19 protein-coding genes and 1 tRNA gene are annotated in these 23,222 nt (G+C 44.9%); 10 read left to right on the plus strand and 10 right to left on the minus strand.

The genetic code is table 11. The features are described 5' to 3' along the window. Window positions 1-66: 66 nt before the first annotated feature. From IE074_RS12390 to IE074_RS12420, 7 genes are all read right to left on the minus strand, one after another. On the minus strand, window positions 67-1,179 hold the full coding sequence (locus tag IE074_RS12390; protein ID WP_189385773.1) for a glycosyltransferase: 1,113 nt from the start codon (window positions 1,177-1,179) through the stop codon (window positions 67-69). A 4-nt stretch (window positions 1,180-1,183) separates the two neighbouring features. Beyond that, complete coding sequence (locus tag IE074_RS12395) at window positions 1,184-2,539, minus strand: hypothetical protein (protein WP_189385774.1); 1,356 nt, start codon at window positions 2,537-2,539, stop codon at window positions 1,184-1,186. Window positions 2,540-2,631: 92 nt separating this feature from the next. Continuing rightward, window positions 2,632-3,630 carry a glycosyltransferase family 2 protein gene (locus IE074_RS12400; protein ID WP_189385775.1) on the minus strand — a complete coding sequence of 333 codons (999 nt, stop codon included), beginning with the start codon at window positions 3,628-3,630 and terminating at the stop codon, window positions 2,632-2,634. A gap of 271 nt (window positions 3,631-3,901) precedes the next feature. Beyond that, window positions 3,902-6,142 (minus strand): polysaccharide biosynthesis tyrosine autokinase, encoded by a 2,241-nt coding sequence (locus IE074_RS12405; protein ID WP_189385776.1) that lies wholly within the window; start codon window positions 6,140-6,142, stop codon window positions 3,902-3,904. A gap of 60 nt (window positions 6,143-6,202) precedes the next feature. Continuing rightward, complete coding sequence (locus IE074_RS12410) at window positions 6,203-6,646, minus strand: low molecular weight protein-tyrosine-phosphatase (RefSeq protein WP_189385777.1); 444 nt, start codon at window positions 6,644-6,646, stop codon at window positions 6,203-6,205. 11 nt (window positions 6,647-6,657) lie between these two features. Next, on the minus strand, window positions 6,658-7,773 hold the full coding sequence (locus IE074_RS12415; RefSeq protein WP_189385778.1) for a polysaccharide biosynthesis/export family protein: 1,116 nt from the start codon (window positions 7,771-7,773) through the stop codon (window positions 6,658-6,660). Window positions 7,774-8,256: 483 nt separating this feature from the next. Further along, window positions 8,257-8,844, minus strand: coding sequence for a transcription termination/antitermination NusG family protein (locus IE074_RS12420; RefSeq protein ID WP_189385779.1), 588 nt, complete (start codon window positions 8,842-8,844; stop codon window positions 8,257-8,259). A 217-nt stretch (window positions 8,845-9,061) separates the two neighbouring features. On the opposite strand from IE074_RS12420, the gene IE074_RS12425 reads away from it, so the two are divergent. Beyond that, window positions 9,062-9,136 (plus strand) — tRNA-Arg (locus IE074_RS12425). 106 nt (window positions 9,137-9,242) lie between these two features. On the opposite strand, the gene IE074_RS12430 is transcribed toward IE074_RS12425, so the two are convergent. From IE074_RS12430 to IE074_RS12440, 3 genes are read right to left on the minus strand one after another with little or no spacing between them, the layout of a single operon-like run. Beyond that, on the minus strand, window positions 9,243-10,214 hold the full coding sequence (locus IE074_RS12430) for a tripartite tricarboxylate transporter substrate-binding protein (RefSeq protein WP_189385780.1): 972 nt from the start codon (window positions 10,212-10,214) through the stop codon (window positions 9,243-9,245). A 38-nt stretch (window positions 10,215-10,252) separates the two neighbouring features. After that, a complete protein-coding gene (locus IE074_RS12435) occupies window positions 10,253-11,029 on the minus strand; it encodes a crotonase/enoyl-CoA hydratase family protein (RefSeq protein WP_189385781.1) in 777 nt (258 codons plus the stop codon). 23 nt (window positions 11,030-11,052) lie between these two features. Beyond that, window positions 11,053-12,894, minus strand: coding sequence for an AMP-binding protein (locus IE074_RS12440; protein WP_189385782.1), 1,842 nt, complete (start codon window positions 12,892-12,894; stop codon window positions 11,053-11,055). Window positions 12,895-13,057: 163 nt separating this feature from the next. Here IE074_RS12440 and IE074_RS12445 point away from each other — a divergent pair, with 163 nt between their 5' ends. The 9 genes from IE074_RS12445 to IE074_RS12485 all read left to right on the plus strand — a co-directional run bounded on the left by IE074_RS12445 (window position 13,058) and on the right by IE074_RS12485 (window position 23,203). Continuing rightward, on the plus strand, window positions 13,058-14,227 hold the full coding sequence (locus tag IE074_RS12445; RefSeq protein WP_189385783.1) for a thiolase family protein: 1,170 nt from the start codon (window positions 13,058-13,060) through the stop codon (window positions 14,225-14,227). Window positions 14,228-14,237: 10 nt separating this feature from the next. Further along, on the plus strand, window positions 14,238-15,863 hold the full coding sequence (locus IE074_RS12450) for a 3-hydroxyacyl-CoA dehydrogenase NAD-binding domain-containing protein (protein WP_189385784.1): 1,626 nt from the start codon (window positions 14,238-14,240) through the stop codon (window positions 15,861-15,863). Window positions 15,864-15,878: 15 nt separating this feature from the next. Beyond that, window positions 15,879-17,717 (plus strand): acyl-CoA dehydrogenase family protein, encoded by a 1,839-nt coding sequence (locus IE074_RS12455; RefSeq protein ID WP_189385785.1) that lies wholly within the window; start codon window positions 15,879-15,881, stop codon window positions 17,715-17,717. Further along, the gene (locus tag IE074_RS12460) at window positions 17,707-18,126 is read left to right on the plus strand and encodes a MarR family winged helix-turn-helix transcriptional regulator (RefSeq protein ID WP_268247318.1); all 420 of its coding nucleotides are present in this window, start codon (window positions 17,707-17,709) and stop codon (window positions 18,124-18,126) included. Before IE074_RS12455 ends, IE074_RS12460 begins: the two co-directional genes overlap by 11 nt. 153 nt (window positions 18,127-18,279) lie before the next feature. Next, on the plus strand, window positions 18,280-18,972 hold the full coding sequence (locus IE074_RS12465) for an IclR family transcriptional regulator (protein ID WP_308429763.1): 693 nt from the start codon (window positions 18,280-18,282) through the stop codon (window positions 18,970-18,972). A 174-nt stretch (window positions 18,973-19,146) separates the two neighbouring features. Then, window positions 19,147-20,037, plus strand: coding sequence for a fumarylacetoacetate hydrolase family protein (locus IE074_RS12470; RefSeq protein ID WP_189385788.1), 891 nt, complete (start codon window positions 19,147-19,149; stop codon window positions 20,035-20,037). Window positions 20,038-20,039: 2 nt separating this feature from the next. Continuing rightward, window positions 20,040-20,984, plus strand: coding sequence for a cupin domain-containing protein (locus IE074_RS12475; protein WP_189385789.1), 945 nt, complete (start codon window positions 20,040-20,042; stop codon window positions 20,982-20,984). 20 nt (window positions 20,985-21,004) lie between these two features. Next, window positions 21,005-21,976 (plus strand): Bug family tripartite tricarboxylate transporter substrate binding protein, encoded by a 972-nt coding sequence (locus IE074_RS12480; RefSeq protein ID WP_189385790.1) that lies wholly within the window; start codon window positions 21,005-21,007, stop codon window positions 21,974-21,976. A 27-nt stretch (window positions 21,977-22,003) separates the two neighbouring features. After that, window positions 22,004-23,203 carry an FAD-dependent monooxygenase gene (locus tag IE074_RS12485; RefSeq protein WP_217734436.1) on the plus strand — a complete coding sequence of 400 codons (1,200 nt, stop codon included), beginning with the start codon at window positions 22,004-22,006 and terminating at the stop codon, window positions 23,201-23,203. The last annotated feature ends 19 nt before the right edge of the window (window positions 23,204-23,222 follow it).

Here is a 23,222-nt window from a genome sequence, read left to right on the forward strand (position 1 = left end):
TAAAAAATAAGTTTTAATTAGACTTGAGTAAATTTTCATTGTAAAACATAGCATATATTTATGAATTTATTTTGATGATACTTCTATTAATAATTTAATGTATTTTTCTATTGCTTTATCTACACTAAAAAAACTTGCTCTTTCTGATAGATTATACTGATTAGGGAAATTTAAAATTGACTCAATACTTGAAACTAGATCTTGAATATTATCGGGTTTTACCAACTTACCATATTTTCCATAATCTAATATTTCTCTAGGTCCACTAGGGCAGTCAACTGAAACTACAGGAGTTCCAAGAACAATTGATTCAATTAGAACATTGGGAAATCCTTCATATTTTGAAGTAAGTAAAGTTAAGTTTGCATGTCGATAATAAGGTATAACGTCAGTTTGAAATCCTTCAAAATCAATTCTATTTTTTAATCCTAATTGTTCAGCCTTCTGTTTTAGCTGAAACTTTAAACTACCTTCGCCAACAAATTTAAGTCTTAGATTTTTATAGTTATTAGCAATTATCGAAAATGCCTCAATTGCAAGATGGAAAGCTTTCACCTCTTCTAATCGTCCTATACAAAGGATGTATGATATATTGGAGCTTTTATCTAAATCGTTTTGTTTTGCGAATTGTTCTATATATGAAGCAACCGGATTATGGATAACTACACTTCTCTCTTTTAAAGAAGGTAAAGAAGTTAGTAGATCTTTTTCCATCTCATAGGATTGATTGATGATACAATCTAATTTTTCCATAGGTATGCCAAAAATTCTTTTAATGAATATCTGTTGTATAATTGATTTTTTTAATTTATTATTCTCACTGAATATACTAATATTTCTACCAATAACTTTTATATTTAAACGAAATATTTTTTTTAAAATTATAATTAAATCGATTAATTCATATTTAAATACTAGTAAAATTTTAGGTTTGTATTTAAGTAAATAAAATAGTAAAGCTGGGGCTGCATATCGTGTGCGTTGTGCTTTTAAATCAATTAGGTTAACTTTATGTGAAAGTTTATCTATATAGTTTTTTTCATTAGTATGTAAGACTAACAAATCAACTTGCAAGCCACGTTCTGCTAAACCGTTAGCTATGTTAACACAAACAGCTTCGGCACCACCATTGGATATAGTACTAACAAAAAAAGTAACTTTATTTTTTTTAGTAAGCATAAATTTAGATATTCCTTAATAGTTTTATAATGCCAATGTAAGTAAAGAATAAAAATAAAGTAAAAAAAATCAATGATGTATGTGTGGGTATTAAGTTTAAAATACTTGATAAAGCTTCATAAAAAAAATAAGGTATACAGATTAGAAAATAATTTGTTTTTTTTGCATGTAACCACATTTTTTCAAGTATGCCTATTAAATAAAATTTAATAAACCCAAAAAATATTGCCCCAATAAACGGGAAAAAATAGGCTGAGTAACCTGGTAATAGAGGTGGGATTGTACAATCACTCATTGAAAAATATCTAGTATTTACACATGCTAAGCCTGAATCAACATAACCGTAGTATAAATCTTTTAATCCTATACTTTCTAATACTTTTACAGGAATAAATCCCCAAATAGAATAAACTATATCTTTAGGTATATAAGGACCATTTGTGAAAAAATTTGTTATTCCAGCTTGTATAGAGTACCATGCAAACGAAACATTGTTAAATATTGTACTAAAAAAACCATGATCTGCTTGATAGGTAGAAACTTTGTAGATGGTTTCTCCTTGAAAATATGCAGAAACAGAATGTCCAAAAGTTTTTCCATATATTAATATAATATATGCTAAAAATATTAAAGGTATTAATTTGATAAAATTTTTTGGGCTTAGTTTATACCTGGCTATTATGAAAAATGGGATTATTAGTTGTTCCAACCACATTCCTCGACCAAAATTATTAAAATATGTAAATAGTAAAAGTATAATATATAGAACAATGAAAATATAATCAGTTTTTGTTTTTTTCTTTAACAATATCCATGGTAGAAAAATAACTGAGTATAATGAAATTTTTGCTAAAGTTTTTAAAAAAAGATATTTTTGATTTTCGCCAAAACCATCTAAAAACCCTGATCTTGCGGCTGAGGCATTTATTAATGCAGTATCAAATCCTACCAGTTGAAAAAAAATAAAATATATTACTAAACCAAATAATATTAATCTATAAAATAATTTACTTGGATTTATATAAGTTGCAATTGTATGAAAAAAATTTAATCCAACAGATTTGTTTTTTAAAGAAGCAGTATATCCTAAAAATGCAGATAAACAATATAAGAGAATATGTAATGCTACTGCTAAACTAGGAGTGTTATTAATATTGAGAAAATATTGACTTGTTTCATTAGTAATAACTAAATCAAAATAAATAAATATTGGATATATACATATTCCAATAACTAAAAACATAATTTCATTAAAAAAAACTAAAATTCCAAATTCACTTCTTTTGATTAGTATAAAAAGTAAAAATAAAATTGTTATAAGAGAAGTTGAATAAATAAGAACTAAAAGGAATTCTAACATTGTTTATATGCCAAAGAAGTTTTATACTTCTTTTTAAAATTAAATTTTATTTTTTTTAATACTGGTTGGTTTTTTTGAATAATCTATATTTTTTAGTATAAATAATTTTTTTTTGTTTTATTTTTAATTGAAATTTTTCTTAATAAGAATTTAAAGTCAAGTGCAAGTATTACTATCAATAAATTTACTGAGGCAATTTTTGAAAAAAAACTATTTAGCATTTTTTTATTTTTTATATAAAAATTTTTATATTCTTTTGCAAAAGGTTTTATGTCTATTGAGGTATTTTTATATAAAGAAAGCAAACTTCCAAAATAATTCTTTAATAATATATTTGCTTCAAATATTAATTCTTCTTTATAAGTTGAATTATCCTTTACTAAGTCAAGAATTCTATCAACAAGCATTAAGCTGTTTTTTATTTTTAATGAGTTCATTTCACTTCGAGATAAAGAGTTGGAAACAAGAAATTGTGTGTGTAGTGTTTCTCCGACAAAAATTGCACTTTTGATGTTAACCAATGTTTTATACATGAAAAGTATATCTTCGTTGTACTGCATATCTTCAGAAAATCTAATATTTTTATCTTCTATTATTTGTCTTCTAATAATATGCAGCCAAACACATAATGATCCTATGTTTGAAGTTTTTATAAAATCTGAAAATCCAGTTATTTTTTTTACTTCATGATTTTTTAAAGATTGCCTATATGAGATAATTTGGCTATTTTTTACTCTTTTTGTTCCAACTTGAATAATGTCTATTGTATCATTAAAATAAACTGATATTTTTTCAAAAAAATTTTTCTCAATATGGTCATCACTATCTAAAAAATAAATCCATTCTCCTCTCGCTAATTCAATACCTCTATTTCTGGCGGAACTAACACCATTGTTTTTTTGACATGTAAATATAATTCTTTCGTCTTTAGATGTAAATTCTTTACAAATTTCCGAAGTTAAATCTGTAGAACCATCATCAACAAGAATTAGTTCAAAATCTTTATATGTTTGTTTAATAACACTTTGAATAGTTCTTGATATATATTTATCAGAATTATATATGGGGATAATTATAGAGATTGTTGTCATATAATCTTTAAATAAATTTTAAAATTTAAGATGTTTAAGATTTAAGTGAGGATTTCGCTCAAATGCCTAAAAATTTTGCATAAGAATTATATATTTTTAGTAAGGTTATCTTTATTTTCACTAGGAGTATGTGTTTAATAAGTCCTACTTTTATATGTTTGAGTATTTTTTTTGTAATGTTATTTTTCGAGTAGATAATCCTAATTAATAAGGATTATTCAATAAGGATTATTGTGCTTTTTCATGTGTTTTTGTGATAAATTACAGTTCTTTATTTTGTTGCAGAGGAGTATGGAGTATATTCATAGCTTGAGTATTTGTAAGACCCGTATTTCGATCCATATCTACGATTTTTAGCCACCATATCGTTAAAGATCACACCCTTAACCTGTCCCCCCGCCTGACGTATACGCTTGGCTGATTCGTCCAGTTCACCCAGGGTGGTTTGATTGGCGCGTGCCAATAGGAAGGTGGCGCCAGCGTGGGGTGCCAGTGTCATGGCATCAGACACGGCCAGTACTGGGGGGCTGTCTACCAGAACCAGGTCATAATGTTTGGCCAGCTGCTGCAATTTTTCAATTGCATGTGCAGATAACAGCAGTTCTGAAGGATTGGGGGGTAGTACGCCGGTGCTCATGAAGTCTACGTTTGGCAGTACATTTTTATGAATGGCTTGTTCCGCGCTAATGGAACCGCTAATGAATTCACTGGTGCCGTTGTTACGATGCTTGCCAAAGTATTGGTTAATATAGCCTTTACGCAGGTCGGCGTCTATCAGCAATACTTTTTTGTTGGCAGAACCCAGTACGGCTGCAAAGTTCACGCTAATGAATGATTTCCCAATAGTGGGGGTAGGGCCGGTAATCAGCACGATATTGTTGGTGGCTTCCAGCATGGCAAATTGCAGGGCGGTACGCAGGCTACGCAGGCTTTCAATGGCGGGATCTTGCGGAGCGACATAAGCCAGTACATGGTTGCCGGGGGTTTTGCTGCTGGCTTGTTGGAATTGTGTGTTTTGCTGGATTGAGCGGGGTACGGTGGCAAATACATGCATGCCCAGGTTGCTTTCAATTTCATTGGCTTCTTTAATACCTGGGTGCAGCATGCTGCGTGCAATGGCAACACCCGTGCCCAGCATTAGTCCAAGTAAAACGCCTAGTGCCAATACCAATGCTTTTTTGGGCTTAATGGGGTTGTTAGGTGTTACTGCGTCGTCAATCACCCGTACATTACCCACTTTGCCTTCTTTCACCAGGCGCAGTTGCTGGGCACTGTTAAGCAGGTTAACGTACATTTCACTGTTCACCTTAACGTTGCGGGTTAGGGTTAGCAGTTGTTGTTCCAGCTCGGGCATTTTTTTCACGTTGCTGGTAACGTTGGCAATTTCCTTGTTCAGAGCGGCAATTTGCTGGTCTATGGCTTTAATGCTGGGGTGGGCAGGGGTAAACTGGGGGGTTAATTCGCGGCGTTTTTGTTGCAGCTCCAGCAATTTAAGTTGCAGGTTAACGCTGGTATCCAAAGAGGCCTTGCCTTCAGCACCCAGGTCAAAGGTGCCTTTTTTATCACGAAATTCGGTGTACTGGCTTTCAGATTCCTGCATTTGCTGGCGCAGTTCAGGCAGGAAAGCATCCAGAAAGCTTAAGGATTTGTCGGCTTCGGCTGCTTTTCGGTCTATGTTTTGTTTGACGTAAACGTTGCCTAAAGTGTTCAGGATTTCGGTAATCAAACGGCGATCTGGGCCTTCTAGCGTAACGGCCAACATGCCCGATTGCTTGCCTTTTTCACTTACTTGTAATTCTCTTTGTAATTCTGCAATTTTTGCCTGGCGAGAGGTACTGACTACTGTAAAGCGGGCACCGGGTTTGGCTTGCAGGCTGGCAATATTCACGCGACCGGGTTCACCGTTGTACAAAAATGTATGGGTTTGGTCGGTTGGGCCGCTTACCAGTAAATCATTGTTTTCGGTGTACAGGTCATAACCGGTTTCAGTGGCCACCAGTTTCAGTTCTGTGCCTAACAGTTCAGCGGGTACATCCAGTTGGCTTAAACGAATGCTTTCAGTGCCCGATACATAACCGCCAAAACCAAAAATACCCGGCTCAGACAGTTCTGTGGCCCGTTTGGCCAGCCATTGGCCAACAATAGGAATGTAATCAGGGGTGGCGCTGTTGTTCAGTTGCAGGCGGTCTACGGTTTCACCCACTACCAGGCGTGAACGCAATATTTCAATTTCAGCCGCTACCGGTGAACCGGCATCAAACAGCAGGGCCAGTTCGCCCATGGCGGGGTTGGTGTTGCCCTGGTTTTGTTCCACCTGAATTAGGGTGTTGGATTGGTAGATGGGGGTGCTGAACATGGCGTAGGCAATGGCCAGCAGGGTGCAAACGCAGGTTATGGCAACAATCAGCCATTTGGCATCTAAAATAGTGTCCAGAATGGCCAGTAAATCAATTTCGTCGTTGTCTTTTTGTTGATTTAAAGACGAAGAAGGGTTTTGCTGTGATGCGTTCATGAAATGCTTAGGTAAATAGAAAGATAGGGGTGAAACAAAAGAGGGGGCGAAAAAGCCTGCTTAACTGATTTGTTTGATCAGGTTGGCCCAGTGGCTAACGCCTTGTGCAATTAGCTGGTGCGAGGTTTCAAACGCAGTGCGGTCTTTTCGGTAGGGGTCGGCAATTTCGGTTTTTTGGCTTGGGCCGGTGTGGCCAAGGCAGTGTACTTTGCCACGGGTGAACGGGTATTTTTGTTCCAGCTCTTGTTTGTGGGTGGTTTCCATCACCAGAATTAAATCCGCCTGGGTGCACATGTAGCTGCTGATTTGCTGGGCCCGGTGGGCGGAAATGTCCAGTCCGTGTTCCAGGGCAATTTCCTGGGCGGTTTTGTCGGCCGCATGCCCTTCAAGCGCAGCCAGGCCGGCTGACCAGATGTTTTTTTCGGGCAGGGCGGCCTTCAGCAAGGCTTCGGCCACGGGGCTGCGGCAGATGTTGCCAATACAAACGGTAAGAATGTTGTTCATTACGGTTGTGTTTAGTTGGTGGCGTTTACAGTAGAGATGGCGGCACCGTAACTAGGCAGAATGTTGCTGATGACACGGTTCCAGCGTACCACGCGGGCGGGGTCTACATACACCATATCTTGCGGGTTTAGCTGGAAGCCGCTGGCCAGGATAAGGGCGGTGGGCGAATTGGCGTCCAAGTGGTAAATTTCAGCCTGCTCCTGCTTGCCTTTGCGAATCACGTAAACCTGGCCGGGGTTACTGGCAATAGAGGTACCGCCGGCTTCACCCAATGCCTGGGCCAGGGTAAGCTGGCCGTCGTTCATGACCAATGCTTGTGGTTTTAATACTTCGCCTATCATGAACACTTTGGCGCGGTCGCGGTTGTTGACCCGCAGCATGTCACCGTTTTTAAGCATGATGCGGTTGGGGTTAACGCCCTGTGCAGTCAGCTTTGCCAGGTTGATGTGGGTTTCTTTGCCATTGCGGGTTAACACAATGGAAGAACGGTCTGCATTTTGGGTAAGTCCGCCTGCACGGTTAAGAGCTTCGGGCAGGGTCATGGGGATGTCGTTCAGGTTTTGCAGGCCGGGGGTTCTTACTTCACCGTCCAGGTAAACGCGGCTGTTACGGTAAGACTGGACGCGTACGGTTAGCTGTGGGTCTGTAATGTAGGTGGCCAGTGTTTTGGTTAGTTTTTCGCGAATTTGCAGTTCGGTCAGGCCAGATACTTTAACGGCACCGGCAAACGGGAACTGGATGCGGCCATCTGAGCTTACGTTATAGCCATTACCCACGTTGCTGCCTTCCGTGCTGGCAGCGCCTGTGGCACCTGACAGGGACAGTTCGGGGTGATCCCACACAATAATGTTCAGGACGTCACCCGGGCCTACGGTGTAGGCGGTGGGGTTGCCAAACAGGTGGTTGACATTGGTAATGACGGGCTGGTTCAGGGTTTGTTGTTTAATAAGGGCTGCATCTATGGTTATTAAGGCACCGGCGGGTGCTTCACCGTCTTTTAACTGTTCGTTGTTGTTCAGTTCGTTTTGTACTGAACCGGGGCCACCCATGTACATGCCAGGGGCCATGGCGCAGGCGGAAAGGGCAACGGAAGTAACGGCTAAAAGTAAGTGTGTTTTTATACGCATGAGTCAGTTTTATGTGTGAATGGGTGTTGGTGTTATTTTGGCATTTTGCTTTTATTGTAGTGGGGTGCCAAATTGAACATGAAGCGAAATTATAGGCTTTTTATGCGCCAGTTTGGGCGATTACATAGCTGGCAGGCAGGCTGCCGCAATGTTTTCATGCGTTTTCATGAAAACATTGGTGTGAATTCTGTTTTTGATGTTGCAGGGCAATAAAGGGCAAACCCTGTGTCATGTATAAGACGCAGGTAAGTTTAGGGGAAAAAAGTTAATAATTGTCATGATTTATGTTTTATTTTAAGTTTTTGTTGTTTTATTACATGTTCTTATTCATAAACAAGCCAAATTATTATTTTTTTTATAATTTTTTTGATTTTTTCGTTCTTTTTTTGCAACATTAAGGAGTGGGGGTTGATTTTAATAATACTGAAATAGCTAATGAAAACACATGATTATGTATAAGAATTTTTAATTTGAAATGTGGTTTCAGGTAATGTCAAGCTGATTTGGTTCAAGCTTGATGGTTTTGGGTCTGCCCAGTATTTCCAGCAATACGATCACCCGTTTGGCGGAAGCGGTTTGCACCAGTCCTTCCAGCCCTTGCAGGGGGGTGTTATGGTTCAGTTTTACGCGGGTACCGGGCTTAAGGGGGCTGATCTCTTCAAAGCCGGCCTGGTTACGGTGCTGTTCATATTCCTGTATGGCGGCAATGAGCTCGGCGGGCATGATGGCCAGTTCCACACCAAAACGCACCAGCGTAACAATGCCCCGGGTGTGCTGGGCTTTACTAATGGCCTGTTCGGGGCGGGTTCTTTGCAAGAAGATATAGCGGGGAAACATGGGTTCATGCACTACCTGCATTTCTTGGCAGATGGCATTTTTGGCCGGTTTTTTAAGTTTTTTGTAGCGGGGCAGGTAGGCGTTGAAGTCTTGCTGTAATAAATGTCCTAAGGCAAATTCTTCTTGCCGGGGCTTGGTGTAGGCCACATACCATGGAAAACCGGCAGTGTCGCAGGCTGGCTGTGCAGGGTCTGGGCTGGGGTCGTGCGGAGCCGGGTGATTGGATGGTCTCATGGGAATGATATGGTTGCTTGATTAGGGATAGTGTAGCAATTCTTTGGGGCTTGATAACTGTTTCTAATTGTTGGGTCATGAATTATGGAAAAGGGTTGGCGTAAAGTGAGGTGCCAGGCAAGCGCAAGAGTGCGGGAACGAAGATAAATTAACCGTGATAAAGCGCTTGTGCTTGTTTGGGATTTATTCTAATGCTATATTAACGGGCTGATTGCGTGTCCCTGTAGTTCAATGGATAGAACAGGTTCCTCCTAAGAATCAGATCCAGGTTCGATTCCTGGTGGGGACGCCATCTTGCTTTATGCTAATTTCAATAATTATAAAAACAGGCGTTATCACGCTCTGGGCAGCCCCCAAAAGCAAAACTCGTTCTCATGCTCCACGTGGGAGCTCATACCTTAAGGCTGGTAACCAGAATCCTTGATTACTTTGCCCCAGTAGGCAATGTCACGGTTTAGCATTTTTTCCATCTCATTGGCCGGCACGAACTTGGGTGATAGCATGGCCTTGGTTCGTATTGCTTGCTGGACATCTTCCATGGCCAATACTTTTTCTAGTGCGGCTTCCATCTTATTGATGTCTGCTGTGGGGGTGGCGGCGGGTGCAAAAAATCCTTGCCAGGCTTCTGCAACTTCAAGGTTGTAACCCTGCTCAATGAAAGTGGGTGCATCAGGGGCCAGTTCCCAGCGCTTTTCGGCCATTACGCCAAGAATTTTGATTTTGTCACGTGGGTGGCCCAATATAGCGCCAGTTGGCAGAATGGCGGCCGGTAGTTGTTCGCCAAGCAAATCAACGATCATGGGGGAGGTGCCTTTATAAGTCACGGGCTCAAGGTGTGTTCCCAGTGTTTTTCCGGCAACCCAGCCAACAAACTGCACCTGGCCACCTGGTGCCGGGGTGCCAAATTGTGCTTTTTGCGGGTTCTTTTGTAACCATGCGGCATAGTCCTTCAGGTTGGTCGCCGGAACTTGATTGCTGGCGACCAAGGCCAGTGGGTATGAGACAACCTGGGCAACGGTCCGCAAATCTTTCATCAAGTCGTAGCGAAGCGTGGCGGGTGAATGCATAGCGGTTGGGAATATGGCCCAGCCATCAGGCCCGACCAGATAGGTTTTACCATCTGGCTTTGCATTTTTGACATACTCTGCGGCAATTCGTCCGCCGGCACCGGCACGATTCAACACTATGACGGTTTTCCCCAGCTCCTTGCTGAGCGGCTCAGAAAGAATTCTGGTTACGATATCGGTGGTTCCACCGGCGGCAAATCCAACGACCAGAGTAATAGGGGACTTCTCTTGGGCCATGGATGGCAGGGCAAAGGTGGCGCTGGCCAAAACCAGGGCTGATTGTAAATAAATACTCGACTTCATTTTGTCTCCTCTTTTACATCTACGGTTAGATGTATGGTTTAGTTGTGCTGAGTTTTACGTTGCTGGAAAAAATCCTTGATGCGTTTGTCGCTCTTGCCCGCATTTCGGGTCATGGAAGTCACCATGGTCTCGGCAAAAAGTCCATCGGCACTAGACATTTCACCAATCCGTGAAATACCATGAATAATCGCGTAATTAGAGGTGGGGGCATTTTGTGAAACAATGCCGGCAAGGGCTAACGCTTTATCCAGGCCTTGCCCGTTCTCAACCACATAGTGGGACAGTCCAAGGTTGGCCGACTCATCAACCGGGATTTTTCTTCCGGTTAGCATTAATTCCATGACGCGGCCTGCGCCAATAATTCTTGGAATACGAACTGAACCGCCACCGCCAACAAAAATGCCGCGCTGGCCTTCGGGGAGCTGAAAATAGGTGGATGCTTCGCTGACCCGAATATGCGTGGCAGCGGCCAGTTCAAACCCGCCCCCAATAACGCCTCCTTTAAGGACGCTGATGACGGGTACCTCGCCGTATTGGATCAAGTCAAAAACCCGGTGCCATTGTTTTGAGCGGCGCATGCTCACGATGGGGTCGGCAGATCTTTTCTCCATAAGCTCAAACAGGTCCAGACCCGCAGAAAAGTGCTCACCGGCACCCTGAATGATAATGCATTGACAATCCTCAGCGGGTTGGGAAAAAAAATCCTCAAGATCGCTTATCAATTCATCATCCAGCGCATTTCTTTTTTCGGCTCTGTTCAGGGTTAATACAGTGTGGTTGTCGATTCTTTCCACAAGGAGTTTTTTTTGATTCATGGCAATCTCGTTTGCTATCGCAGTTAAATTAAAATGAGGTTAGGCGACGCATCACCTTCATAAAGCCTTTCGACTTCGCGTTTCCTGTTTTCCAGAACCCTTCTTTGATTGATGTAACCTTTGTCGGTTGTCTCTCCGCTGTCGATAGAGGGGGGTGTTTCCAGTATCCAGATGCGTTTGATGGACATGCTTGAGCCGGGGTGGTTTTTGTTATGTTCAAGGAAGCGGTTTTTCAGGGATTCACGCAGCTTTTCGTTCTGGATGCAGGCTTTTATGTCGTTAGGGGCCAGATTGAATTGCCGGCCACATTCTGCCAGGTTCAGCCACACGAGGGCGCCCAAATAAGCCTGGTCGGCACCCGTTATGACGATGTCATTTAATAATGGAGAGTAGGCATTCAGGCAGTCCACCCGTAGGGCGCTGACCCTGACAAAGACTCCCGATTGAAGTTTAAACTCTTCAGCCACCCGGCCTGCAAAAGCGAAACCCTCTTGCGGGTTGATCGGATCAACAAAAGTGGCGGCATCTCCCATTTTGAAGAAACCTTCTTCATCAAAGCTTTCTGCGGTCAGTGCAGGCTGTTTCAGGTAGCCTGGGGTGACGGCAGCACTGCGGACTCGAATTTCATAGCGGTTTTCATCATTCAGTGGAACGAGCTTCATTTCCACGCCCGGATGCGGTAACCCGATAAGGCCCGTTTTATTGGAAGGCCAGTGTACATAGGTGACTGCGGCTGAGGTTTCGGTTGAGCCGTAAGCGGATACGAAGGGGATTTTAAAACCAGTGTGCCGGATTGCCTGCTGTTGTATGGCATCGTAGACGGTTTCGGGAAGCTTGGCGCCTGAATAGGTCATTCGCTTGAGATTACGGAAGAAACTTTTGCCAAGCGCTTCATCTTTCTGTAGCGCCTCGGCAAGCATGGTATAGGAAACAGGCATGCCACTGAATCTGACAGGGGAAATTTCCTTGAGGTTTTCGAGGGTTTGCTGAAATTCGGTCGGCGTTGGTCTTCCATTATCGATATACAGGGTGCCGCCATCTTCCAGTACGCCGTTGAAGACAGCATGCCCCCCCGCGACATGACTCCAGGGTAGCCAATCCAGTAGTATGGTTTCTGGTCGGTCATCGCCCCATTCAATCATTTGTGATGTCATTGCCATGGCCGTACACAGCATGGATTGAGTCACAATAGCGGCCTTGGGTATGCCGGTTGAGCCGGAAGTGAACTGGTATTTCGCAACGGTATCACCAGTAATTTTCTTGATGGAATCAGCGACATCCCGGGTGATAGGGGTTTGAATGACGTCATGCCATGGTTTTATTGATGGGTGCTTGATAGGGTTATCCACATAGATAACATGCGTATCTTGCCCGATGGCCTGCAGGGCCTTTTCGTACATTTTGCCGTCTTGTACAAAAATCACGGCTGGCTCCAGCAGGTCGTACATGGCCTTTAGTTTTGAGAAATCACGACTTAACAATGCATAAGCCGTTGTGATGGGGGCATAAGGCATTCGGGCTTGCATGGCGGCCACTTCAAGGATGCCGTGCTCGATAGAGTTGGCGCTTAACACCATGACGGTTTTACCCGGCTGATTCAGGTTGAGCAGGTACTGCGTGACCGCATTGACCTGTTGTTGTCCTTCCAGGTAGGAGATTGAGGCCCACTGTTGGGCTTCACCTCTTCTTTGCGCCAGCCAGGGGTGATGGGGACGCTGTTGTGAATTTCTGTGCAGCAGTGATGGAATATTCTTTTCGCACGCTTTCAAGGCGATTTTTGATCGTACGATTAACGTCCCATCCGGACGTGTTTCGATTGAAACATGACGTGGTAAAAAAGGAATGTTGAGGAACTCTGCCTTCATTTAAAATCCTTGATCCTTAACTTAAAGTAAGGTAATCTTATATTAATTAATCACCTTGCAAACTTAGGGAAATCCCCATTTTTTTATTTTAATTCAATGGTTTTTATATTTTTGAATGGGTTTTTATGGTGTTTGCATTATTTATATATAAGGTAACCATAATATGAAAATAAAAGACAAAGCATATATAGCGGGTATTTACGAGCACCCTGTCAGAAGGGCGGGGGAACGGAGCACTGCACAGCTTCACGCTGATGTTGCGTTGGGGGCCCTGGGAGACGCCGGGCTGACGCTTGATGATGTAGATGCCTACTTTTGTGGTGCCGATGCACCTGGCTTGGGTGGGCTAACCATGGCGGAATACTTGGGTTTGCATAATCTTAAATACATGGATACGACCGAAACAGGTGGTTCGTCTTATCTTTTGCACGTGCGTCATGCAGCACAGGCCATTGCCGCCGGTTACTGTCAGGTAGCGCTTATTACGATGGCTGATCGCCCGCTGGCGAACAAACAGGGAACCGCTTTATCGGGGGTGGATCGCAGCAGCATGCCCGATCTGCCTTTTGCGGCAGGTGTGCCTGGCGTGCCGGTTTACGGATACGCCATGGTGGCCAGGCGTCACATGTATGAGTTTGGCACAACGCCAGAGCAATTGGCCTGGGTGAAGGTGGCGGCATCGCATCATGCGCAGTACAACCCTCACGCGTTGCGACAAGAAGTGGTCACGGTTGAGGATGTGCTTCAGTCACCAATGGTGGCGGATCCTTTGCACCGGCTTGATTGTTGTGTGATGACCGATGGCGGTGGCGCCATTGTAGTTGTCAGCCCGGAAGTGGCTGCCGGATTAAAGCAGCCCAAGGTTAAGGTTATTGGTACCGGTGAAGCGACCAAGCACAGGGATGGCGGGTTTATGGATATCAGCTATTCGGCAGGAAAGTGGTCGGGGGAGCGGGCGTTTGCTGAAGCTGGCATTTCGGTGGACGATATCTATTACGCTTCGCTGTATGACAGCTTTACTATTACAGTCATTATGCAGCTGGAAGATCTGGGTTTCTGCCGGAAAGGAGAAGGCGGAAAATTCGTGCAGGACGGCAATCTTATCAGCGGTCAGGGTAGGCTGGCCTTTAATACGGACGGTGGGGGGTTGTGCAGCAACCATCCGGGTAACAAGGGGGGAATGACGAAGTTGCTGGAGGCGGTTCGTCAGTGTCGCGGGCAGGCGCATCCCTTGCTGCAAGTAAAAAATCACGAATTTGTCTTGGCCCATGCAACAGGTGCCATGATGTCAAGCTATCACAGCGCCGGAACAATCATTCTGCAGGCAGAGTAAAGGATATAACGTGCAAACTTCATTAAATACATCAGAGGGCGTTTTGGCGCAATTTTCGCAATTTCTTAAGGCGGGTCAACTTGGCTTCAAATGGTGTGAGCAATGCCAGAAACCTCATTTCTATCCTCGTGTTCATTGTCCTCGTTGTGGTCACCGGGAGACGGTTTGGCATGTTTCAAGTGGAAAGGGGCGCATTTATTCTTTTACGATTGCCGATCGGATTGCGCCGGCCATTATTGAAATGGAGGAAGGTTTTTGCTTGACCTCGACCATTGTCGAGGCGGATGTTCATGCGCTGACTATTGGAGACGAAGTGGTGGTGCATTGTTCTAAAGGGCCGTCAGGTGAGCCTGTCTTAAGTTTTACGACACCGGCAGCCAATTGTGCCCGGGCGTACTCCCAAAAAGCATTGGCGCAAATTCAGGCGTCCATTCCTTCTGCTGATGATGGGGCATTACCTTTGAACTGCGTGGCCATTATTGGTAGTGGTCGTATGGGGCGTGGCATTGCGATGGCCCTGATCAATGCGGGCATTGACGTAGTGCTTTATGATCAAACGCAAGAAGCACTTGATGCCGCCCACGAAGCCATTCATGACGAGCAGCAAAAACGGGTTGATAAAGCCAGAATTAGCCCGGAGGGGGCGCAGAAGCGTTTAGGACGCATACGCGCTACGCTCAATATGTCCGATATTAGCGCGGTCGATGCGGTGATTGAGGCGGTGTGGGAACAGATGGAATTGAAAAAAACCATCTTTGCACAAATAGATCAATATGCCCCACCGCGTGCGATATTGTGCAGCAATACTTCTACGCTGGATATTGATCAAATTGCATCGGTCACACGTCGTCCCGAGCGTGTGATTGGCCTGCACTTTTTCAACCCGGCGCATGTCATGCGTCTGGTTGAGGTGATTAAAGGGCCACGTACCAGTACGCAAGCCATCAATCTTGCCAAAGTGCTTTCAAACCGTCTTGGGAAGATCCCGGTGGTGGTGGGTATTTGCAAGGGTTTTGTCGGGAACCGTCTTATGATTGCGCGAGAGCGGCAGGCCGGCCAATTGTTGCTGGAAGGCGCATTGCCTCAGCAAATTGACAGGGTGTTGCGTGCGTTTGGTTTGCCCATGGGAACCTTCGAGCTGCAGGATATGGCAGGGGGGATTGCCGTGAATTACATGCGCAGGCAGGAAAGTGGCGAGAAAGACCTGATTATTGACCGGCTCTACGAAACGGGGCGAACAGGCAGGCAGGCGGGGAAAGGGTATTACGACTATGTGCCGGGAAAGCGTGCACCAGTGCCCTCGCAAGAGGTGAAAAACATGCTTGAAGCCGCCTCGGTACAGGCGCAGATTCAACGACGTGTCATTGGCGATGAGGAGATCGTGCAGCGGCTTGTTTTTCCCATGGTGAATGAGGGCTTCAAGTTGCAAGAGGAAGGTATTGTTGAGCGTGAGAGCGATATTGATATGGTATGGCAATACGGATATGGCTGGCCGTCATGGAAGGGGGGGCCGATGTATTTTGCCAGGCAGCTGGGTTATGCCAAAATTTATCATAAGCTTGTTGAGCTTGAGCAACGTTATGGCGAGTCGTTCCGGCCTGCCCGTTTACTTAAAGAACTGGCTCTTAATCAATAATACAAGGAATACGCCATGCTGGTTTACAAAGCACCTACAAAAGACTTTTTATTCATTTTGAACGACTTGCTGAAGGTACAGGAGCTTAAGGAGGTAGAGGGATTCGAAAACCTGACGCCTGAGTTCTGCCAGGAGATTCTTTATCCGGCGGCCCGGTTTCATGAGGAGGTGCTGTTCCCGGTAGGCATCGCCGGAGACCGTCATGGCGCGCATCTTGTTGATGGCAAGGTGCTGACGCCACCCGGTTATAAAGAGGCCTGGAAGCAGTACTGCGGCTCAGGTTGGCTGCAATTAAGCATGCCCGAGGAACTGGGCGGTGCGGGCTTGCCGTCCATTATGGCCTCGATGATTGGCGAAATGCGCATTACGACGGCACACTCTTTGGCCATGTATGGCAGCTTTTGCCTGTCGGCCGCGCGGATGCTGAACGCGCTTGCGCCCGAGTGGATCAGGACGCATGTTGTGCCCAATCTGGCCACCGGCAATTGGACAGCAACGATGTGTCTGACGGAAAGCCATTGCGGCACCGATCTTAAACAAATCCGGACCACTGCTGTACCGCAGCCGGATGGCAGTTATGCGATTCATGGCAGCAAAATATTTATTTCAGGGGGGGATCATGATCTGACTGATAATATCATTCATCTTGTTCTGGCAAAAATACCGGATGCCGATGGCAAGGTGGGATCCCGTCTGGATGATGTGAACGTGTTTATGGTGTCCAAGCGCAAGATAGATGTGCATACGGGGGCTCTGCTTGAGAAAAATGCATGTCATGTCAGTTCAATCGAACACAAGATGGGGATTGAGGGTAATGCAACCTGTGTGCTGAATTTTGATGGGGCACAGGCATGGCATATTGGCAGTACTTCCGGGGGTGTGAAGCGTAATTCCATGTTGCCCATGTTTCTCATGATGAATTATGCACGTTTGAGTACGGCGTTATCAGGGGTGGGGTATGCCGAGATTGCGGCTCAAAATGCCTTGTTTTATGCCAAGGAGCGCCGGTCAGGCAAAACGCCCATTTTCCCGTCGGGTACCCAGTGTGTTGCGGATCCCATTGTCAACCACCCGGATGTTCGCCGTAATATTATGGGGGCCCAGGCTTTTGCTGAGGGTGCCAGAGCGACTGCTTTGCGTGTGGCAGTCTGGCAGGCTCAGGCTGAGTCAGACAGGACAAGAGCAGAAGAAAGGATGCGTTTGAAAGATATGGTGGATCTGCTTACCCCGGTGATGAAGGCCTACTTTACCGATAAGGGGTTTGATTGTGCGAGTGATTGCCTGCAGGTGTTTGGCGGGCATGGATATACCAAGGATTATGGTATTGAGCAGGTGGTCAGGAATGCACGAATCGGAAAAATCTATGAAGGTGCCAACGGTATTCAGGCGATTGATTTGTTGCGCAGGAAGTTGCCAGACAATGATTGGAGAGCTTTCGATCATTTTTTTAACACGATCCAAATCAGCGTGGACCAGGATCGTGTGTCTGGGGTGGCCGATCAAAGTTTGGTTGGGCGTTATGCTGAAGCATTGGCTTTGCTGCACCGTACTGTAGAGGTTATTAGACAGGAAAGCCAACAAAATTCGGGCGTATTGCCGCATTTGGCCGTTGCCTATGACCTTTTGCATGCCTTCGGTATTATTGTTGTTGCATGGAATTGGCTTGGAATTCATCAATTGCTGCATGAAAAAGCGAAGGGTGCTGAATTGACATCCTTTGAGAAAAGGAAAGTTATACTGGCTTGTTTTTGGATTGAGTACGAGTTACCCTTGGTTCACGCATTATGTCAGCGAATCCAGCAGGGAATTCCCTCGGTTTTGAAACTGCCACCGGAAGGATTAGATGTCGAGTAAACGCAGACCTTTTTTTTACATTCATCAACTGGAACAGCTTGTTAGACTGCAGTTAGAGAGTACCTTGAATCCCTTGGGCATAACTGCAGGTCAGTACATGATATTAAGTCTTATTAGCCGCCATGAGCCCATATCATCGGCTGAGTTATCACGGCTTGTAAAAATTACGGCTCAATCAATGGGTGAGTTCATCAAATATCTGGAGCGTAAGGACTGGATTCTTCGAAGGGAGGATCCAGGTAACAAGCGTGTGTTACTGATCGAGACGACGGTGGCGGGGCGTGTCTTGCTTCGCCAATGTGAACAAGAGGTGGATAATCTGGAGAAGGAGTTTTTCAAGTCGGTGTCGGCGCAGGAAATGACGCTGCTTGAAGGCATTCTTAAGAAGTTAAGTGCCGGGCAACATTAAGGTGTCAGGTGCATTCACTTGTGAGCGACTCATGAAAATGATGATGGATCATCTGGAAATCAATATTCGGTTATAGCTTGAAAGGAGTGGTGAAAATGAGGTTTTACTTGGTTGCGGATGTATGTTATGCCTAAAAAATCATCAACGTTATCAATGGCTGATAATAATCCCTCGGCGGGCGGTGTGGCCGCTGTTGACAGGGCATTATCCTTGTTGGTTTCTTTTAAGAAGGACGATGAGTATCTGTCTTTGATGGAGCTTGCCGAACGTACAAAAATGTACAAAAGTACAATTTTAAGACTTCTGGCTTCTCTTGAGCATTATGGCCTGGTTCGCAGAACCGCGCAGGGACGGTATGGGCTTGGAGAGACGGTTGCCCAGTTATACGGAGTATACAACGCGTCATTTTCTCAGGCAGATGTGATTGTTCCCGTGCTTAAGGCATTGGTGGAAAAAACAAAGGAAAGTGCCTCGTATCATGTCATTAGCGGTAAGGGGCGATTATGTTTGCACCGTATTAATTCGCCGTTGCCTATCAGCTATCAAACAAGTGTTGGTGATGTTTTACCCCTGGACAAAGGGTCTGGAGGGCGTGTTCTGCAGGCCTTTAGCGGTGCTGTGGGAGAGGTTTATGAACAAATTCGTAAAGAAGGTGTGATTGTGCTGGATGGCGACAGGATACCGGATTTGGCGGGGGTTTCAGCCGCGGTGTTCAATGCGAACAACGACCTGGTTGGGGCCATTACATTAACGATGCCTTCCAGCAGGCTGATGCCTTCTTTTAAAGAAGATGTTTTACAGGCGGCCCTGACTTTAAGTCGAAAACTGGGTTATGTAAAAAAATAAATGGATGGCATCCGTTTAAATATGATATAGCCAGACAAAAGTCTGGTTTTTTTTGGGCTAAATAAATCTTAAATTGTTGACTTTAATATGAAAAAAAGTCATAATTCTATTATGCAGAATCTAATTCTATTAGATAGAATTTAAATATAAATACTGATTTTTTGGAGATGGGTAATGAAATTGGCTAGGTTTAATGAGGGGCGTATTGGTCTGGTGCTTGGCAATGAAGTGGCTGACCTTACCAAGGTCTTGGAGGTCGACACGGCAGAGTGGCCATCAATGGGCTTGTTGCGCGTCATTGCAAATATTGAAAAGTATCAGCCGGTGATCGAAGAGGCGCTTAAAAATGCCCCGCGATACAGTCTTGATGACATCAAACTGGTTACACCAATTCCCTGGCCAAATAAAGTGATTGCTTTCCCTGTTAATTACCATGACCATGGTCAGGAAATGCAGGCCGATTACCGGGCGACCCATCAAGGGTTTTTCTTGAAACCAAACTCTTCATTGTCTGGCGCCGGAGAGCCTGTTGTACTTCCAAGTGTAAATAATAGAGAAGTACATCACGAATGCGAGTTGGGTATCGTCATCGGCAAGGGCGGGAAGGATATTCCTGCTGAAAACTGGAAAGATCATATTTTTGGGTATGCTTGCCTGCTTGATATGGTTGTTCGTGGGCGCGAAGAGCGGGTGGCACGAAAAGCCTATGATACTTTTTGTCCCGTTGGTCCATGGATAACAACCGCCGATGAGGTAACTGATCCCTGTAATCTTGAAATGAAACTGTGGGTCAATGGTGAGTTACGTCAGCATGCCAATACACGGGATCTGGTGTTGGATATCCCGGGCATGATTGAAATGGCATCTGCTGTCATGACCCTGTACCCGGGCGATATCATCGCAACAGGCACCCCGGCAGGCGTGGGCCAGGTCAAAGCCGGAGACATAATACGCATTGCCATTGATGACTTGGGCGAGATGAATATCCCCGTGATACAAGGCGAGGGTGGCCACACCTTTATTTTTGAAAAAGATTACACACCAAATATTATCAAGCAGAAATAATCATGAAAAATCAAATAGACACATTAGAAAAGCTTTATGAGGCATTTGATGGCTTAAGCGTAGAGGGGGGGTGGCATCGTCGCACGCCATCATTATGGCCAGAGCCCAGAAAAACCATGCATCCTTTCATGTGGACTTACGACTCAGTGAAGCCCATTCTTGATGCTGCAGGTCATTTGGTGAGTACAGAGTTTGCAGAACGCCGCAACTTAACCATGACCAATCCCATGGAAGGCAATATTTATTCTACCGTCCGGACCATGGTTGCGGCTTATCAAATGATCAAACCGGGTGAAACCGCAGCTTCGCACAGGCATACCCCCAATGCGCTCAGGATTATCCTGGAAGGCCACGGGAGCTATACAACGGTAGAGGGAACGCGGGTTGAAATGCGCCCAGGCGATGTTTTACTGACACCCAGCATGATGTGGCACTCACATGAGAATGTGGGGAATGAGGATTGTTATTGGGTGGATATTTTAGATGTCCCGCTTGTGCATTTACTTGAGCCCATGTTTTTTGAGCGTCATCCCAACCGTGTCGAGAGCGAGTTTGTGGATGCTGAAGAGTCGCCGATTGCATTCCGCTGGGAAAACACCCTGAAAAATCTTGAGGCGGCCAGCGAAAGTGGTCACCCTATGGCAGAGCGCGAAGTGCAACTGGGCAACCCCGCGATGGTGTCGATTGCGTTATTTGTGCAGCAGTTTGGAGCTGGTTTTACCTCTGCCCGGAAACGGACAACCGCCAATCAGATTTTCACCGTTCTTGAAGGGTCAGGAAAAACGTATGTGGATGACCAGGTTTTCGAGTGGAAAAAGGGCGATGTCATTGCGGTGCCCGGCTGGAGGCCTTACAAACATGAGGTGTTGGAGCCTTCTTATATGGTATGCGCAACCGATGCCCCGGTTTATGCCGGCTTGAATCTGTTACGTGAAGAAATTAATTAAATACTGATCTGGAGACATACATGAAAATATATAAAAACCTATTAAGAAATGTTGTGTTAGGTGTTTTCGCTTTAGGCGCTAGTGCAACGTATGCCGCAGAAACTTATCCGCAAAGGCCAATCAAAATTGTGGTGCCTTATCAACCGGGTAGTGCCGTGGATACCACCAGTCGAAAAATTGCTGATCAGTTGTCAAAACGTTTAAACCAGCCGGTTGTGGTTGAAAACAAAACGGGTGCTTTCGGCCTGATTGCCTTGAAGGCCCTTAGGGATGCCCCTGCGGATGGCTACACATTAATGGTGGATACGCCTGCCATGGCGATTAATCCAAGTGTTCGCAAAGTTGACTATGATCCCTATACGGATATTCAGCCGATTGCACAGTTGATGGCTTTGCCTTTTGTGATTGGTATGAATCCGGCTGTTCCGGCGAAAAACCTGGAAGAATTCATCGCATATGGGAAGAAAAATGAAGGCAAAATGAATATTGCCGAGGGGGGTACGTCAACATTACTGACCAGTCTGCTGTTTGGCATGGAAACAGGCGTAAAGATGCAAACCATTAGCTACAAAGGTGCTGCGCCTGCTGTCATGGCGGTGCTTCAGAATGAGTGTCAGGTGATCGCCATTGATCTGGCGAATCTTGCAACGTATATCCAGGCTGGAAAAATGATCGGGTTGTTGACGACAGGGGAAAAAAGATCGCCTATGTTGCCCGATGTGCCTACCGCTAAAGAGGTGGGACTTGATAATTTTAATGTTTCAACCTGGTTCGGCTTATTTGCCAAAAAAGGCACGCCTCAAGAGATTTTGGATAAATTGAATGCAGTGATTGGCGATACGTTTAATGATCCTGATTACAAAGAGTATGTTGAAGCTCGTGGCGCGACGCTAAATCCCTATTCGGTTGAGGAGTTCACGCAATTCTTTAATAACGATGTAAAAACCTGGGCCAAAATCGTTAAAGACTCTGGCGTAAAGTTTGAGCAGTAAACCGACTTCAGTTCATAGGACAAAATTATGAAAAAAGATATAAAAGTAATTATTGCTGGTGGTGGCATTGGTGGTTTGTCGGCAGCATTGGCGTTATTGAGGCAAGGCTTTGATGTGGAAGTTTATGAACAGGCCAAAGAACTCAGGGAAGTGGGTGCAGGGATCCAGATAAGTCCTAATGGCAGTCGTGCCCTGGATGCGCTGGGCATTTATGAAAACGTTAAAGCAGACTCTTGTAATCCAGAAAAAAAAGAGTTTCGGTTGTGGAATACCGGAAAATCATGGTTGCTTTTTGATCTTGGCGATGACGCCGTTGAAAAGTACGGTTATCCCTATTTAACGGTTTATCGTCCCGACTTGCTCAAAGCCCTGGTTGACGGCGTCGAGGCCATAAAACCAAACGCCATTCATCTTGACAGTAAAGTGCATTCTTTTTCCCAAGACAAGGATTCCATCAAGCTTAAACTTGAAAATGGTCAGGAAATAAGCGGCGACTTGCTGATTGGGGCAGACGGGGTGCGCTCGGCCATTCGTAATCAATTGTGGGGGCCAACCAATCCTAATTTTTCGGGGATGGTTGCGTGGCGCGGTGTGATTCCAATGAAGAACCTGCCAGAACATTTGCAAAAAATGGTGGGTTCAACCTGGATTGGTCCAGGCGGTCATGCCGTTAATTATCCCTTGCACAGGGGTGAGATTATGAACTTTGTGGGCACCATTGAACGCAAGGATTGGCAAGTTGAATCCTGGAGCACGCAAGGCACGGTGGAAGAATGCCTGAATGACTTCAAAGGCTGGCATGAAGATGTCCAAACCATGATTCGTTTATCACCCCAGTTGTTTAAATGGGCGCTGATGCAACGTGATCCGATACCTCAATGGACGCAAGGAAGGGTGACATTGGTTGGAGATGCCGCACATGCGACCTTGCCTTTCCTCGCACAGGGGGCCGTTCAGTCGATTGAAGATGGCGTGGTGCTGGCAAGGTGTCTGGATAAATATGTCCATGATTTGCCATTGGCATTTGAAAAATATGAAAGCGCCAGGATTGAGCGGACAAGCAAAATGGTGCGTGGTGCAACGGCCAATACCGGACGTTTTCACAGCGCTGAGCTGGAAACTGAAGAGGGTGCCGAGGCCTATCTGCAGCGTGAGTGGAGCAGTAACCCTATTGCTGACAGGTATGACTGGCTGTATCGTTACGACGTATTGACAGCTGAAATTTAATCAAAATAAATCAAGATAA

The organism is Advenella faeciporci, from assembly GCF_014652395.1.
Classification (GTDB): Bacteria; Pseudomonadota; Gammaproteobacteria; order Burkholderiales; family Burkholderiaceae_B; genus Advenella; species Advenella faeciporci.